General features: G+C 68.6%; 18 protein-coding genes. 12 read left to right on the forward strand and 6 right to left on the reverse strand.

The annotated features are described in order from the left end of the window. Nucleotides 1-17 precede the first annotated feature (17 nt). The 3 genes from ON41_RS09410 to ON41_RS09420 form a co-directional block, all read right to left on the reverse strand. On the reverse strand, nucleotides 18-1,052 hold the full coding sequence (locus ON41_RS09410) for a crotonase/enoyl-CoA hydratase family protein (protein WP_040746963.1): 1,035 nt from the start codon (nucleotides 1,050-1,052) through the stop codon (nucleotides 18-20). A gap of 33 nt (nucleotides 1,053-1,085) precedes the next feature. Next, nucleotides 1,086-1,415: a hypothetical protein gene (locus ON41_RS09415; protein WP_040746964.1), complete on the reverse strand. Its 330-nt coding sequence runs from the start codon at nucleotides 1,413-1,415 to the stop codon at nucleotides 1,086-1,088. Between the two features lie 145 nt (nucleotides 1,416-1,560). Then, a complete protein-coding gene (locus tag ON41_RS09420; protein WP_040746965.1) occupies nucleotides 1,561-2,208 on the reverse strand; it encodes a TetR/AcrR family transcriptional regulator in 648 nt (215 codons plus the stop codon). A 124-nt stretch (nucleotides 2,209-2,332) separates the two neighbouring features. On the opposite strand from ON41_RS09420, the gene ON41_RS43380 reads away from it, so the two are divergent. From ON41_RS43380 to ON41_RS09440, 3 genes are read left to right on the forward strand one after another with little or no spacing between them, the layout of a single operon-like run. Beyond that, nucleotides 2,333-3,628, forward strand: coding sequence for a hypothetical protein (locus tag ON41_RS43380; protein WP_157185413.1), 1,296 nt, complete (start codon nucleotides 2,333-2,335; stop codon nucleotides 3,626-3,628). Between the two features lie 46 nt (nucleotides 3,629-3,674). Then, on the forward strand, nucleotides 3,675-4,451 hold the full coding sequence (locus ON41_RS09435) for an ESX secretion-associated protein EspG (RefSeq protein WP_040746968.1): 777 nt from the start codon (nucleotides 3,675-3,677) through the stop codon (nucleotides 4,449-4,451). 15 nt (nucleotides 4,452-4,466) lie between these two features. Then, on the forward strand, nucleotides 4,467-4,826 hold the full coding sequence (locus ON41_RS09440; protein WP_051161160.1) for a hypothetical protein: 360 nt from the start codon (nucleotides 4,467-4,469) through the stop codon (nucleotides 4,824-4,826). A 32-nt stretch (nucleotides 4,827-4,858) separates the two neighbouring features. Here the strand turns inward: ON41_RS09440 and ON41_RS09445 are convergent, their stop codons facing one another. Further along, nucleotides 4,859-5,425 (reverse strand): hemerythrin domain-containing protein, encoded by a 567-nt coding sequence (locus ON41_RS09445; RefSeq protein WP_040746984.1) that lies wholly within the window; start codon nucleotides 5,423-5,425, stop codon nucleotides 4,859-4,861. Between the two features lie 161 nt (nucleotides 5,426-5,586). Here ON41_RS09445 and ON41_RS09450 point away from each other — a divergent pair, with 161 nt between their 5' ends. After that, a complete protein-coding gene (locus tag ON41_RS09450) occupies nucleotides 5,587-6,399 on the forward strand; it encodes a DUF72 domain-containing protein (RefSeq protein ID WP_051161165.1) in 813 nt (270 codons plus the stop codon). Between the two features lie 28 nt (nucleotides 6,400-6,427). Here ON41_RS09450 and ON41_RS09455 read toward each other — a convergent pair whose 3' ends face one another. Further along, on the reverse strand, nucleotides 6,428-6,775 hold the full coding sequence (locus ON41_RS09455; RefSeq protein WP_373281329.1) for a MerR family transcriptional regulator: 348 nt from the start codon (nucleotides 6,773-6,775) through the stop codon (nucleotides 6,428-6,430). Between the two features lie 147 nt (nucleotides 6,776-6,922). Between ON41_RS09455 and ON41_RS09460 the strand changes: the two genes are divergently transcribed. The 8 genes from ON41_RS09460 to ON41_RS09490 all read left to right on the forward strand — a co-directional run bounded on the left by ON41_RS09460 (nucleotide 6,923) and on the right by ON41_RS09490 (nucleotide 11,715). Beyond that, on the forward strand, nucleotides 6,923-7,342 hold the full coding sequence (locus ON41_RS09460; RefSeq protein WP_040746987.1) for an Hsp20/alpha crystallin family protein: 420 nt from the start codon (nucleotides 6,923-6,925) through the stop codon (nucleotides 7,340-7,342). A gap of 875 nt (nucleotides 7,343-8,217) precedes the next feature. Next, entirely contained in the window at nucleotides 8,218-8,736 is a 519-nt protein-coding gene (locus tag ON41_RS09465) for a hypothetical protein (protein WP_040746969.1), read from the forward strand. Continuing rightward, nucleotides 8,733-8,894, forward strand: coding sequence for a hypothetical protein (locus tag ON41_RS41460; protein ID WP_157185414.1), 162 nt, complete (start codon nucleotides 8,733-8,735; stop codon nucleotides 8,892-8,894). The genes ON41_RS09465 and ON41_RS41460 overlap by 4 nt, the downstream gene beginning before the upstream one ends. After that, the gene (locus tag ON41_RS09470) at nucleotides 8,891-9,232 is read left to right on the forward strand and encodes a hypothetical protein (RefSeq protein WP_040746970.1); all 342 of its coding nucleotides are present in this window, start codon (nucleotides 8,891-8,893) and stop codon (nucleotides 9,230-9,232) included. Before ON41_RS41460 ends, ON41_RS09470 begins: the two co-directional genes overlap by 4 nt. Beyond that, nucleotides 9,229-9,774, forward strand: a complete 546-nt coding sequence (locus ON41_RS09475) for a hypothetical protein (protein WP_040746971.1) — start codon at nucleotides 9,229-9,231, stop codon at nucleotides 9,772-9,774. The genes ON41_RS09470 and ON41_RS09475 overlap by 4 nt, the downstream gene beginning before the upstream one ends. Next, nucleotides 9,771-10,037 (forward strand): hypothetical protein, encoded by a 267-nt coding sequence (locus ON41_RS09480; RefSeq protein WP_040746972.1) that lies wholly within the window; start codon nucleotides 9,771-9,773, stop codon nucleotides 10,035-10,037. The genes ON41_RS09475 and ON41_RS09480 overlap by 4 nt, the downstream gene beginning before the upstream one ends. A gap of 279 nt (nucleotides 10,038-10,316) precedes the next feature. Then, a complete protein-coding gene (locus ON41_RS09485) occupies nucleotides 10,317-11,150 on the forward strand; it encodes a tyrosine-type recombinase/integrase (RefSeq protein WP_063709860.1) in 834 nt (277 codons plus the stop codon). Nucleotides 11,151-11,460: 310 nt separating this feature from the next. Beyond that, nucleotides 11,461-11,715 carry a hypothetical protein gene (locus ON41_RS09490; protein ID WP_040746974.1) on the forward strand — a complete coding sequence of 85 codons (255 nt, stop codon included), beginning with the start codon at nucleotides 11,461-11,463 and terminating at the stop codon, nucleotides 11,713-11,715. Nucleotides 11,716-11,778: 63 nt separating this feature from the next. On the opposite strand, the gene ON41_RS09495 is transcribed toward ON41_RS09490, so the two are convergent. Further along, a partial coding sequence (locus ON41_RS09495; protein ID WP_040746988.1) for a hypothetical protein occupies nucleotides 11,779-12,636 on the reverse strand: 858 nt, incomplete at its 5' end.

Here is a 12,636-nt window from a genome sequence, read left to right on the forward strand (position 1 = left end):
GCGCCGGAAAACGAGGACTATTCCCCCGTCCCCTCCTCGAACTGCGCCCGCTTCCAATCGCCGAACGGCTCGTCCCTCTCCCGCACGGCCTCGCGGAAACCGGCAGTGGCGGAACGCAACTGGAAGGCGTAGCCCTCGCGCGTATGCCGCGAGATCCCGTCGAACACCGTGCTGACCATCCCCGAATTCACCACCCCCTGCGCCAGCAGCGCGCTGTTGAGGGCCAGCTTCGCCATGATCAGCTGATTGACCGGCATCTGCGAGATCCGGTGCAGGAGCTGCTCGGTGCGCTCGTCGAGGTCCTCGGCGGGGCAGGACTCCACGGCCAGGCCCCATTCCGCGGCCTGCTTCCCGGTCAGGCAGTCGCCGGTGAACAGCAGCCGCTTGGCGCGCTGATCGCCCAGCCGGTGCGCCCACATGCCGGCCGCCGGAATGCCCCACACCCGCGTGGGCGGATATCCGATCTTGGTGTCGTCCGCGCAGATGATCTGATCGGCGAACAGCGCGATATCGGTCCCGCCCGCGACCGCGAAGCCGTGCAGCTTGGCCACGGTGGGCTTGTTCGCGTGCAGCAGGCTGGAGAAGCCGCGGTTGAACCGGCTCATCATCTGGTAGTCGACCATGGGATCCCAGGTGCCCCACGGATTGTGGTTGCGCGCCTGGACCTCCGGATCCAGCACGGTCCCCGCCGTGGGCTGCGCCGAGGCCGTGGGGGAGAGGCCGCCCTCGGCGAAGATCGACAGGTCGTAACCGCCGCAGAAGCCCTTGCCGCGCCCGGACACCACCATGACGTGCACGCGCGGGTCCAGATCCGCGCGCTCGACCGCGTGCGCGAGTTCGATCGGGGTGTCGGCCGTGATCGCGTTGCCGCGGTCGGGACGGTCGAAGGTGATCCGCGCGATGCGACCGGTCACCTCGTAGGTCAGCGTGCGGTAGGCGATGTCGGTGTCCGGTGCGGGCAGATTCGCGTACGGCGAGTCGGTGCCGGCGGTCGCGTCCTCACGCCAGGCCGCCGGGCGGGTGCCGGAGTGGTGCTCGTAGTCGGGGGTCACATCAAGAAGTGAAACCCCGTTCATTTCTTGCTGTCAAGGGTGCGCGGGCGGCATCCACGGTGTGACCGGTGGTTTCACCCACAGGATCTTCTCGTCGAGGTGAGCGCGCCGCGCCTCCGGATGGTCCGGATGCCGCGCCGCCCAGGCGTCCTTCTCGTCGAGCAGACGAGCGACCATCGCCCAGGTCTCGTCGGTGCTGGGCGGATTGGTGTCGGCGGCGCGGGCGAGCTTGCGGCGGCCTGCCGCGGTCAGGGCGAGCAGGTCCGCGCCGCTGATCCCGCGCTGCCAGATATAGGCCGCCAAGCGCCGCGCCTTGTCGGCGCGGCCCTTCGAGGCATGGTCGGTGTGTGCGTAATCGGTCATGGCGGACTCGTATCGGAGGGTGGGGTCGAGCCTAGTCCGTGGCGGTCCTTCCATTTTCCGGCACGGGTCCTTCCCATTTTCCGGCATGGTCCCTCCCATTTTCCGGCATGGTCCCTCCTATTTTCCGGCATGCTTTTGGCCGGAATCAGGCGACCCCACCACGAACGAAAGTGCTTATCTCGTCGCAGATCTCGTCGAGGGTCAGGGTCGCGGCCGGATCCCGGTCGCCGCGGGCCAGCTCCTGTGCCAGCGAGTTCACCGCGCCGATCACCGCGATCGAGAACAATCGGTAGTCCCGCGCGCGGGCGTCGCCGTGGGATACCGCGCGCTCGGCCTCGCGCTGCAACAGCGTGCCCATGCGCGCCCGCCACTCGCCGCGCCACTCCTCGACGGTGCTGCTGACCCCGACCACCTCGACGTAGCAGACCCGCGCGGATTGCGGTGTGCGGCAGGTGATCTGCAGATAGGCGCGGAACCCGCGGGCGATGCGCTCGGCCAGCGGGAGATCGGCCGTCTCGCCGAGTCCGGCGAGCGCCGCGGCGGCCGCGCGGCCGGTGATGTCGTCGGCCAGGGCGATGAGCAGATTCTCCTGGCTGCCCATCTCCTCGTAGAAACTGCGCGTGGAAATGCTTGCCGCGGAACATAACTGCTCGATACTGGTGGCCGAAAATCCCTGAGTGCCGTACAGCTCGAGTGCCGCCTCGAGCAACCGTGCTCGCCGCTGTCCGGCCCGTTCCTCGGCGGTGCGACCGCCGTAGTGACGCCTGGCTCGGGCGCCGTCCTTCGTAGCCACTGGCTCGAGATTACTCGAGCCTCGAAGAGCAGGTCAAACTGTGATGCGAGGCCTGTTTGGTAAGGTCAGAGAGTCGTACGGCAAGATCTGATCCAAGGGGGGTAGGGCAGTGTCGTCTTCTTATATGGGAATTCCGAACTTCGGCACCGTCGCCTCGCAGATCGGGCATTCCTTGACGAGCTGGATGGCCGGCGAGGAGATCCCCGACGCGACCAGCCCGGCGACGGTGCAGGACAGGTACAACCGGCAGCGCGACTCCGTCCGCGGCGACGCCGGCCGGATCGGCTACGACGGCGCCTTCCGGCCGCAGTCCGTGCATACCACCGACAATTTCGAACAGCACGATCTGGCCGCGCTGCGCACGAAGGTCGACAAGATCGACCTGAAGGCGGTCGGCGACCTGATCGAGGCGTGGCGCAAGATCGGCGTCAACGAGACGACCTCGCTGCAGACGTTCCAGCAGGCCATGGCGAAGGCCACCGACGAGGGCATCTGGCGCGGCGAGTCGCGCACGGCCGCCGCGCAGGCGGTCACCGATTACACGACGCAGGCCTCCCAGGTCGCCAAGGCCGCCGCGCTGACGAGTAACAAGCTCTCCGAACTGCGCACGGGCCTCGAGCCCACGAAAGACCTTGTGCCGCACGTGCCCGAGCACCGGACGGGCATCGACAACTTCCGGCACTGGATGGCCGGGCGTCATTGGAAGAACGACGACTCCGCCTACTACAACGCCTACACCGAGGCGAAACGTGTGCTGAAGACGGTCTACGCCCCGGTCGTGCACGAGAGCGATACGAACGTTCCGGTGATCCCCAAGCCGAACGAGCAGAAGCCCCCCGTCCCTGGCGGCGACCAGCCGCCACCGCCAGGAAGCCGGGCGGCGACGAGCCGGGCGGCCCGAACGGGTCCGGTGGTCCCAACACCTCCGGCGGCGATCAGACGCCGAAGCCCGGTGACGAGAATTCCGGCACCCAGAACCCGAATTCCGATAATTCGCAGTCGAATTCGCCGGATTCGAGCCAGCAGCAGGGGAGCGGGAATTCCGGGGATCAGACGCGCACCGATCCGTCGTCCGCGACGACGCCGTCCGGTCTCGATCCGAATGCCGCCGGGTCGTCCGTGCCGCGCGGTGTCGGTGGCTCCGGAGTCGGTGGCGGGTCCGGCGGAATCGGCGGTGGCACAGGGGGCGCGGGTTCGGGCGTGCCCGGCGGCGTGGGCAGTAGTGCGCCCTTCGCCGCCCAGCCGGGAGCCGGGGCCGGTGTCGGGGCGCGCGTGGGCACGGCCGCGGGCCGCGCCGGGACCGCGGGCATGCCCGGCATGGGCGCGGGCGCCGCGGGCCGCGGCAAGGGCGAGGAGGAGGAAGAGCGCACCAAGGGCATTCCCGACTACCTCATCACCCAGGAACACGGCGACGAGCTGACCGGCCTGCCCACGCTGCCCAAGACCGTGCCTCCGGTGCTGGGCGAATGAGCGGAGGCAGACGGTGGCGGTTCCGCGCCGTCGAGTTCCGGGTGCTGTGGGACTCCACCGGACGAGACGTGCTGCCGTACCCCCTGGTGCACCGCTTCGTCACCGAGAGCACCTGGGAAGAGGTGGTCCGCACTCGAAGCGATACGGCTCGCGTCGTGCTGTCCCAGCTGAACGAGGACCTGGAGAGCGCCGTCACGACGCTGCTCGCGCCGGAGGCCCGCGTCGAGGTGGCCGGATTCCACGGTCGTAACCACGAACGCAGGATCCGGGTCCACGGGGCCGTGCGTGACCGCTTCGGGGCCGTCGCGGTCCAAGAACCCGGCTCCGACGACACGGTCGGCGGCGACGTTCATCTGCTGCTCGTCCCGGCGGACCGTGTCGCGGCCGCCGTGGTCGCCGCGCTCCCCAAATGCGCTGCCGGACAAGGGAAGCCCCTGTCCATTCCGGTCGAAGACCTGAACCGCCCCGACCCGCACATCCGTGATCCCTGGGTGATCGGCCCGAAGGAGCAGTACTCCCGGTTCTTCGACCGCCCGACCACCGCCACCGTCCACATCGCCGTCTACCCCTGGGGAAGCCCCGACAACCGTCATATCCAGGGCCGCAAGGACTTCCAGGTCATCGATTTCGCCGACGACGGCCGCTACGCCACCTTCGGCGACCGCACCGTCACCGCCAAACCCACCGACTCCACCCGTATGACCGCCCAACTCCGCCAGCTGCTCACCCGCACCCTCACCGAGGTCCGCGAGGGCCTCCATCCCCACCCGTAGCGGCGCGCCCGCCGCTTGCGCGTCCTGACCCGTCCCGGCCGCCTACTCCTGCTGAGCATGCACCCCTGCTTCTACGCCGCCCGCGTCGCCCGCACCCCCGCGGGCGACGCCTCCTTCTCCGTCGACGCCTACTTCGGCACTCGAACTGTGGAGCAGCGATTCAACGTCGCGGGCACCCTCTCTCCGGCACCCTCGATCCAAACCTTCCACTCCCTCGAAACCCACGTAGCCATGATCACCTCGGCGGGCTTCACCCTCACCACCCTCCGCGAACCTCACCCCACTCCCGAGCAGTTCTGCGAAAACCCCTGGTGGACAGAGAATTTCACCCGACCCCTATTCCTCCTCCTCGAATGCGGGCTCCCCGGCGGGTAACCCGTCCGGTGACGACGACGCCGGATGCGCTGTCAGTGACTCGGTTTGGTGATCGCGTCCTTGACGCGGTCGAGAACCGCGGCGAACGGGCCCGCGAACATGTTCGCCGCCACGGACTCGACGCCCGGGTGCGGGCGAGTAGGGGCAGTCTTCTCGGCGAATTCGACGACGGCGCGCATGCGCTCGAGGTCGTCCTGCGGGAGCTGCGTGCGCAGCTGCTCGAACTCCTCGTTCTCCTCGTGGCCGGCGTGGTTGAGCACGGCGTCACGCAGGGCGGCCAGTTTCACCCCGAACTCGGGGGAGGACACGTCCATATCGTCGAGTTCGGACAAGGCCTTCTTGGCCTTGTTCTCCTCTTGTAGCCGGGCGTCCACGATGGCCTCGCCGTTGTCGATCTCGCGGCGGGCCCGCGGATGAACGATCTCCTCCTCGGCGGTCTCGTGGACCGCCAGTAGCCGGCGCAGCTCGTAGAACTTCTGCTCCCGCTCCTCCGGCGTTGCCGCCTCGGCGGTTTCGGCGAACAGGTGACGAATCCGGTTGTGCTGGTCCAGCAGAAAGCCGACGACGTCCGCGGTGCTGTCGATGCGTTGTGCTGCCATGGTTGATATCTCCTGGTCGGCAGGGATGGCCGGGCTGATGGCCATCATCGACGCCGTACCCGGCGCCCCCGGCCACAAACGACGGCGACCGAGATCCTTTCGGTGCCCCCCTAGGCGTGACGGGTGAGATTGCGGCGGGCTGGGGCGGGAAGGCCGCGGGTATGGCGATCATCATCGGCACGTCGGGATGGCAGTACGCGGACTGGCGCGGGGTGTTCTATCCGAAGGGCGTCGCGCAGCGGCGGTGGCTGGAGCATTATGCGGGCGCGTTCGCCACGGTGGAGTTGAACGCCGCCTTCTACCGCCCGATGGCGCGCACGACCTTCGAGGGCTGGCGCACCCGCACCCCGGACGACTTCGTCATGGCGGTGAAGGCGAGCCGCGTGCTCACCCATCATCGGCGGCTGCTCGACCCCGAGATACCGCTCGAGCGCATGCTCGACGCGGCGCGCGGACTCGGAAACAAGCTGGGCCCGTTGCTGATTCAGCTCCCGCCCAACCTGTCCGCCGCACCGGACCGTCTGTCGGCCGTGCTGCGGCTGATCCCGGCGGATGTGCGCGTGGTGGTGGAGCCGCGCCACGAGAGCTGGTGGACCGGCGACGTGCGCGCCGTGCTGGCGGAGCGTGGCGCGGCGCTGTGCTGGGCGGACCGGCTGGACCGGCCCGTCACTCCGCTGTGGCGCACGGCGGAGTGGGGCTACCTGCGCTTCCACGAGGGCACCGGCACGCCGTGGCCGTGCTACGACGAGGACGTTCTCGCCGACTGGGTGCGCCGCCTCGGCGAAACCTGGGACGTGAGCCGCGACGTGTACGTCTACTTCAACAACGACCCCGGCGGCGCGGCCGTCCACAACGCCATCCGCTTCGCCGCCCTCGCTCGTGCCGCCGGTTGGCCCGTCACCCGTACACCCGCACCGTTGCCCCCGGTCGACGACCCACCCGAGGTCTCCCGGGAATGGAACACACCCTGGTAACCCTGGATTGTCCGAGCCGGGCTGCCGGTCATGAGGGATCGCGCTGGTCGCGGAGTTGGTCGCGTTCGGCCGTGAGCGCGGCGTTCCTGTCGCGTAGTGCGGTGTTGGTGTCCTCGAGGTCGAGGATGCGCGCGATCGCGGCGAGGTTGATCCCCTGCCCGGTGAGGGCGGCGATACGCGCGAGCCGCGCCAGGTCGTCGTCGCTGTAGCGGCGGGTTCCCCCGGCACTGCGGGCCGGGGTGACCAGCCCGTGGTCCTCGTACAGGCGCAGCGAGTGCGCTCCCATCCCGGCCAGCTCCGCGGCCACCGAGATCCCGTACACCGCCTGCGCAGGGCCGGGCCGATGACCGGGCGAGTTGTCGTCTCGATCAGGCAGCATCTGCGTTCCTCTCTCGTGATGCCAGATTACCTCAGCACACTGCTTGCACTCTCCTCAGTCGAGTGCTAAAACAGATCTAAGTCAGATGACAGAGGTTATCTGAGTTCCGATCGAATGAGAATGGAGTGAGTGGAGGTGGCGACCATGTTGATGCGCACCGATCCGTTCCGGGACCTGGATCGCTTGACGCAGCAGGTGTTCGGCACGCCGGCGCGCCCGGTGGCGATGCCGATGGACGCCTGGCGCGAGGGCGACAATTTCTTCGTCGAACTCGACCTGCCCGGCATCGACCCGGAGTCCCTCGACCTGGACATCGAACGCAACGTCGTGACCGTGCGTGCCGCCCGCCCGAAGCTGGACTCCGAGCGGACGATGATCGCGGCCGAACGCCCCCGCGGGGTCTTCAGCCGTCAGCTGTTCCTGGGGGAGAACCTCGACACCGACGCCATCCGCGCCGACTACCGCGACGGCGTCCTGCGCCTGGTCATCCCGGTCGCGGAAAAGGCCAAGCCCCGCAAGATCGAGATCAGCCGCCACGACAACCAGCACGCGATCAGCGCCTGACCCGGCGCGGCCGCGGCGGTACGCCGGCGGCAGAGCGAGGTGATGCCTATAGCAGACACCGAGTTCAGACGTCCGAGTTCAGACTCTTCCTATCCGCGGGTGAGCCCGGTCGGCACGAATGCTTCCGGGCTCACCCGGCCCCTTCGCCCGATGACGTTCGAGGACCATCGTGATCACACCATCACCCACCCCCCTGAACCACACCTCGGCCGTGGACCACATACCAACTCCCGCAACCGATTCCGCGGACACACAAGCAGTACGCTGGCCCGACCCCAGCCCCCTGGACCACTGGTGGACCGAGGTCATGGACGGCGCCCTGACCCCCACCCGGCCCGCCTGACCGCGATGACCACCCTGCTGATCCTGATCGCCGGTGTCCCCGCCATCGCCGCCTTCGCCGGATGGGCCTGCGTAGCAGCCACCTACTGGTACGAAACCCGCCACCACTTCCGCCACCCGCCGGCCCGGACCTCCCCGCCTGCTCCAAAACGCACTGTTCGGATGCGCCCTCAGCTGAACCCACCCGACGAGCCGCATTCGACGAAACAACACCGCGAGCCCGCAGCATACGCGGGCCCCGTTGCGCGATAGCACATCTCGCCCCGCCACGCCTGGCCCGAATCATTCACGACACTCCGTGAAGCATCGGAGAATCCGGCAGTGGCCGGTAGAATTGAGAAAGCCCCGGCAACATATTCGCCAGGGCCTCAGTGAGGGTGCGCCATCAGGGACTCGAACCCCGAACCCGCTGATTTAGAGTCTCGAGTCTCTGACCTGCGCACTCTGCGAAACAACGTACAGCGTACATCACGCCGCTATCCGGACCGCAGTCGGCGGCCCCTGCTCGTGTCCGTGCCGACCGGGGCGACGGCATGACGGCCGCGACGCCGCCCGAGGCAAGGCCGGCGGTCGATCCGGCACCGGTCGACGAAGCCAACCTCGTTGTCGTCTCCGACCCGATCTCGACCGGCAAGATCACCGCCCGCCGGCGCACGGCCAGCGGGGAGATCGTGGTCCAGTTCGGTTCCCCCGGGAACATGCTCCGGCTCCGCGATGGCGGCGCGCGGCGCCTGGTCGCGGAGCTGCTGGCGGTGCTGATGCCGGATCCGCCGGCGGCCGGGGTCGCGTGCACCGTGGCGCAGGCCCGCGACGCGCTCGCCTCGTTCCCCGGCGACCTGCCGCTGATCGTGGCCGTCGCCGAAGACGACCAGTTCGCCGACACCTACGCCGTCACCGGCCTGCCCTACTACACACCGACCGGATGGGGTGACGGCAACGACCTGGTCCCGGACATGCGGTACGTGGCCATGGACGCCGCCGCGCATTTCCAGGCGTTCCGCGACACCGTGGAAATCACCCCGATCACCTCCGACGACAGGCCGGGCGAATGACCACGACCAAGCGCACCTGCCGCAGCACCGACACCGACGAGCGCGGCCTGCGGTGGGATTGCGACCGCCGCACCAAGCACACCGGAAATCACCAGACGCACTACCCGGGTTCTCGGGTCGTGCTCCGGTCGTGGCATCGCAATGGAGCGGCGCGGTGACCGCCGCGCCGCCGGCGCAGGCTGCGTTCGACTGGTTCAGCTTCTTCCGCAGCGTCTCCGACGCGGCAGGGACCTACATGAACGGTCTCGCGCCGCAGCTGCCGCCGCTGTCGTGGACCTGCGGGCCCGACCGCTCGCGCGAGCACCAGGGCTCGCTGGCGGTCGTCGCCTACGTCTCTCCGGTCGAGCACGCCGACCCGGCGACGGTCGCCGTGCAGTGGCGCGACGCGCTCGGCCTCGATCAGACCGACCACACCGACCACCGCAGGTGGTATTTCGGGCGGATCGATCCATTCCTGCTCGTGCAGGTCTGGCACCGACCGTTGGAGGAGTCGTGAACCACATTCCCGGGCCGCTGCCGCTGCCGAAACAGGCCGCCCTGTTCCTCAACGCCCGCGGTCGCGTCGCCGACGCGCGGCGGGAACTCGGCGACGCGGTCGACTGGCTGCACGAAAGCTGGGATCCCGGCGAGGGCCGGCTGCCCGCGGTCGCCGCCGCGGCCCGGTCGGCGGCGCAGCGGAAGATCGCCGCCGCGAAAGCCTTGCTCGACGAGGCGGCCGGCGAACTCGACGCGGCCAACGACCACTACCGCGCGCAACGCCGCGCCCGCGACGCGCAACGCGTGCCGCCGGACCGCGTCTGCGACCGCGACGCGACGCACTGCGTCGAGGGCTACAGCCCGCGAGACGGCAGCCTGTACGGCTCCCTGGACCTCATGGTGTTCGCGTGCGACGAGCATCACGACATCGCACGCACGCAGTGGCTGACCGGTCTCACCGCGCACAGCCAGCCGGTATCACCGGACCTGCCCCCGAGAACCTGCGGCGTAACGACCGACTGGCGGGCCGTGCGCGCCGAACGACAGGAGGCCCAGCCGTGACCACTCGCGCCGAGCACATCGCCTGGTGCAAGGCCCGCGCCCTGGCCGAACTCGACGACGACAGCGACGGCCAGGCCGTCGCCCGTGCGATGGCGTCGATGAGCAGCGACCTGCGCAAGCACCCCGACACCGCCGCCGAGGCCGAGCACGGCATCACCGGCAGCATGCCCGTCGCCGTCGCGCTGGCGCACCTCGAGGCGATAGCCGGTGTCGGGATGCGCACCGTCGCCGAGGCCCGCAGGTGGATCGAGGGCTTCGCGTGAGGGCGGCCGTTGTCGAGCCGTCGATCACGTGCCCGCGGTGCGGAATGGCCATCAATTTCACGATCTGATGCCGTCAATTTCCCGTTAAGGTCGGACTCTTACAGTGTAATACTCGCCGCGTTACCTGATATTCCATCTGGAAACACGCCGTTGTGTTTCGCGACCGGTCGGTATCCATCCCCATTTGAATGGAAAACAATGGCGAAATTTCCGAATTCAACCAATCGCCGGTTGTCGCATCAACTAGAACCGGTACCCATGAGCCGTAGAGGTAGCCATATGTTGGCCGTACCCGCGCAATGGGTCGGCCCGATCTATCAGTTCGAGGAAATCCTGCGGGCGGCGGGGAGGCCGAAAACCACCCGTTACCTCCGCATTTACCACTTGCGGAGATTCGCCGTCGATCATCCGAGGACTGATCCCTTCGAGATTACCAAGGCCCACCTAAGAACGTGGATGGCACAGCATGACTGGGCACCGTCGACGCGGGCGTCGTACCGGTCCAGCTTGTGTGTCTTCTATGCGTGGGCGCACGCCGATGGCCACATGCCGACCAATCCGGCCTACGAATTGCCGACGATCACCCCGCCGCCGGCGGTGCCGCGTCCGGCGCCCGATGCCGTGGTCGACGACGCGCTGCGAAACGTCGCTCTTCGCACGCGCGTCATGGTCACGGTGCTGGCGTTCACCGGTCTACGGCGGCATGAGGCGGCCAAGCTCCACACCCGCGACCTGGAATGGCTGGGGGACGGGTGGGTGATCCGGGTGGACGGCAAGGGCCGGCGGAAGCGGATCATCCCGGTCGACGACGAGTTCGCCGCGGTGCTGCGCGCGCTGCCACCCGGGTACGTGTTCCCCGGGCAGATCGACGGGCACCTGAGCGCGGCGCATTTCGGCAAGGTCGTCAGCGCGGCCCTGGAGGGCAGCTGGACGGCGCACAACCTTCGGCACCGGTTTGCGTCCTCGGCCTACGCCGTCGAGAAGGACATCCGCGCGGTGCAGGAGCTGCTCGGCCACGCCCACGTGACCACGACGCAGATCTACACCTGGGTCCCATCCGAGAGCATGCGGCGCGCGGCCGCCGGCTCGCGCCGCGGACTCGACGCCGCGTGACCCGATAGGAGGAGAACCGTCCCGGGCTACTCCTAATAGCCCGGGGCGGTCCCCCTGTCAGGCTTCGGCGCGCACGGCAGTACCGCGGCCCCTCTTCCCGACCGGGATCCTCGGCGGGCGTACCCGCGAGGAGAGCCAACAGTGTTGCATACGAACACAGTTCGCGGCTGAGTTGGAAAGGGTCCTATCCACACTGGACGCGGCGGAATTCTGGCCGCCGATAAGGAAAGGTTATCGGCGGTCAGAAACGGACCGGAATCCGGAAATGCCTAATCATATTGTGTCGCAACATAATTCATGGGAGGAATCTGTGGACTGGGTGATCCTGGTCGCGGTCGGTGGGCACGTCGTCGGCGCCGCGGTGTTCTTCGCCCGCGAGGTGCGATATCTGAGGCTCCCCCCGCCTCATCCGATGCTGGGCACCGGCAGGCCCGGCGGACTGCTGCGCATGTCGCTGCTGTTCTTCACCGCCGCCGAGGCGGCAGTGTGGGAACTCGCCGTCATCGTGAGAGGGGCGAGGCGGGGGATAGATGCTGTCTCGCAAAGGATCTCGCGGGACGAATGACCTACTACCGCGGGCCCGCAAAAGTATGTCAAGCCTAACTTTTGCGGGCCCGCGGTGTGTCGGTCACACGGTGACGTGCAACTGTGTCGCGAGCGCTCGCGCGTCGCGGGCGATCAGGCGGCCACCGTGGGTGACGAGTTCACCCGCGAGCGCCCGCGATATCGGATGACACTGCATGGATTCCTCGGAAATGCTGGTCGCCTTGTTCAGCGCGCCGAGGGTGCTCACCCAATCCTTTTGCTCGCCATAGGCTCTCGCCAGCTCCAGCCACAGCCGCGCTTGCCGGTCGATGCTCGGCACCGTGTCCGGATCCACGATCGACGCGGCCGCGACTGCACCGCCCGAACGTCGCAGCTCGACTTGCACCGATACCGCGGTGAGTTCGCTGTTGGGCAGGCCGAACAGCGTCCAGGGATGAACGGATGCGGCCGGCATCGCTCGCGCCAATCCCATCGCGGAATCGAGCGACCGCAGCGCGTCACCTTCCCGGCCGAGGCGGCCGGCGGTAATCGCGCTGTGGAGATGGCACGACCCCCACAGCGCCTGGGCGGCGATGTCGCCGTCGAGGCGGGGCTCCAGCAGCCGTACGGCGTCCTGCGCCAGCTGGTAGGCGTCCTCCTCGCGGCCGGTGCTGCGCCAGACGTTGCCGAGTACCCACGCCGCGGCCGCGAGGATGACTGGGTCGTCGGCGATCTCGGCGGCCGCCATCGCGCGATCGGCCGCCAGCCACAGCAGGGGAGCATCGGCCACCCACGCGAGCACCTGCTCGGAAAGGACATACGCGCCGGTGAGCGCGGCGGCCGCGGTGCGCCGTTCCTGCCCCTCGAGGGTGCGCAGCGCGCGGCGGCCGTCCCGGATCAGGCCCGGCAGCATGGCGCCGGCATCGGCGCGGGGGCTGCTCGACTCGTGCCACAACCGCCA

Source organism: Nocardia transvalensis NBRC 15921 (assembly GCF_000308875.1).
Lineage (GTDB): Bacteria > Actinomycetota > Actinomycetes > Mycobacteriales > Mycobacteriaceae > Nocardia > Nocardia transvalensis.

Bases quoted from the DNA above. Each gene is read 5' to 3' on its own strand.
- ON41_RS09415 (WP_040746964.1), bottom strand. From the start codon at position 1,415: ATGACCGATTACGCACACACCGACCATGCCTCGAAGGGCCGCGCCGAC.
- ON41_RS43380 (WP_157185413.1), top strand. From the start codon at position 2,333: ATGGGAATTCCGAACTTCGGCACCGTCGCCTCGCAGATCGGGCATTCC.
- ON41_RS09435 (WP_040746968.1), top strand. From the start codon at position 3,675: ATGAGCGGAGGCAGACGGTGGCGGTTCCGCGCCGTCGAGTTCCGGGTG.
- ON41_RS09445 (WP_040746984.1), bottom strand. From the start codon at position 5,425: ATGGCAGCACAACGCATCGACAGCACCGCGGACGTCGTCGGCTTTCTG.
- ON41_RS09450 (WP_051161165.1), top strand. From the start codon at position 5,587: ATGGCGATCATCATCGGCACGTCGGGATGGCAGTACGCGGACTGGCGC.
- ON41_RS09460 (WP_040746987.1), top strand. From the start codon at position 6,923: ATGTTGATGCGCACCGATCCGTTCCGGGACCTGGATCGCTTGACGCAG.
- ON41_RS09465 (WP_040746969.1), top strand. From the start codon at position 8,218: ATGACGGCCGCGACGCCGCCCGAGGCAAGGCCGGCGGTCGATCCGGCA.
- ON41_RS41460 (WP_157185414.1), top strand. From the start codon at position 8,733: ATGACCACGACCAAGCGCACCTGCCGCAGCACCGACACCGACGAGCGC.
- ON41_RS09485 (WP_063709860.1), top strand. From the start codon at position 10,317: ATGTTGGCCGTACCCGCGCAATGGGTCGGCCCGATCTATCAGTTCGAG.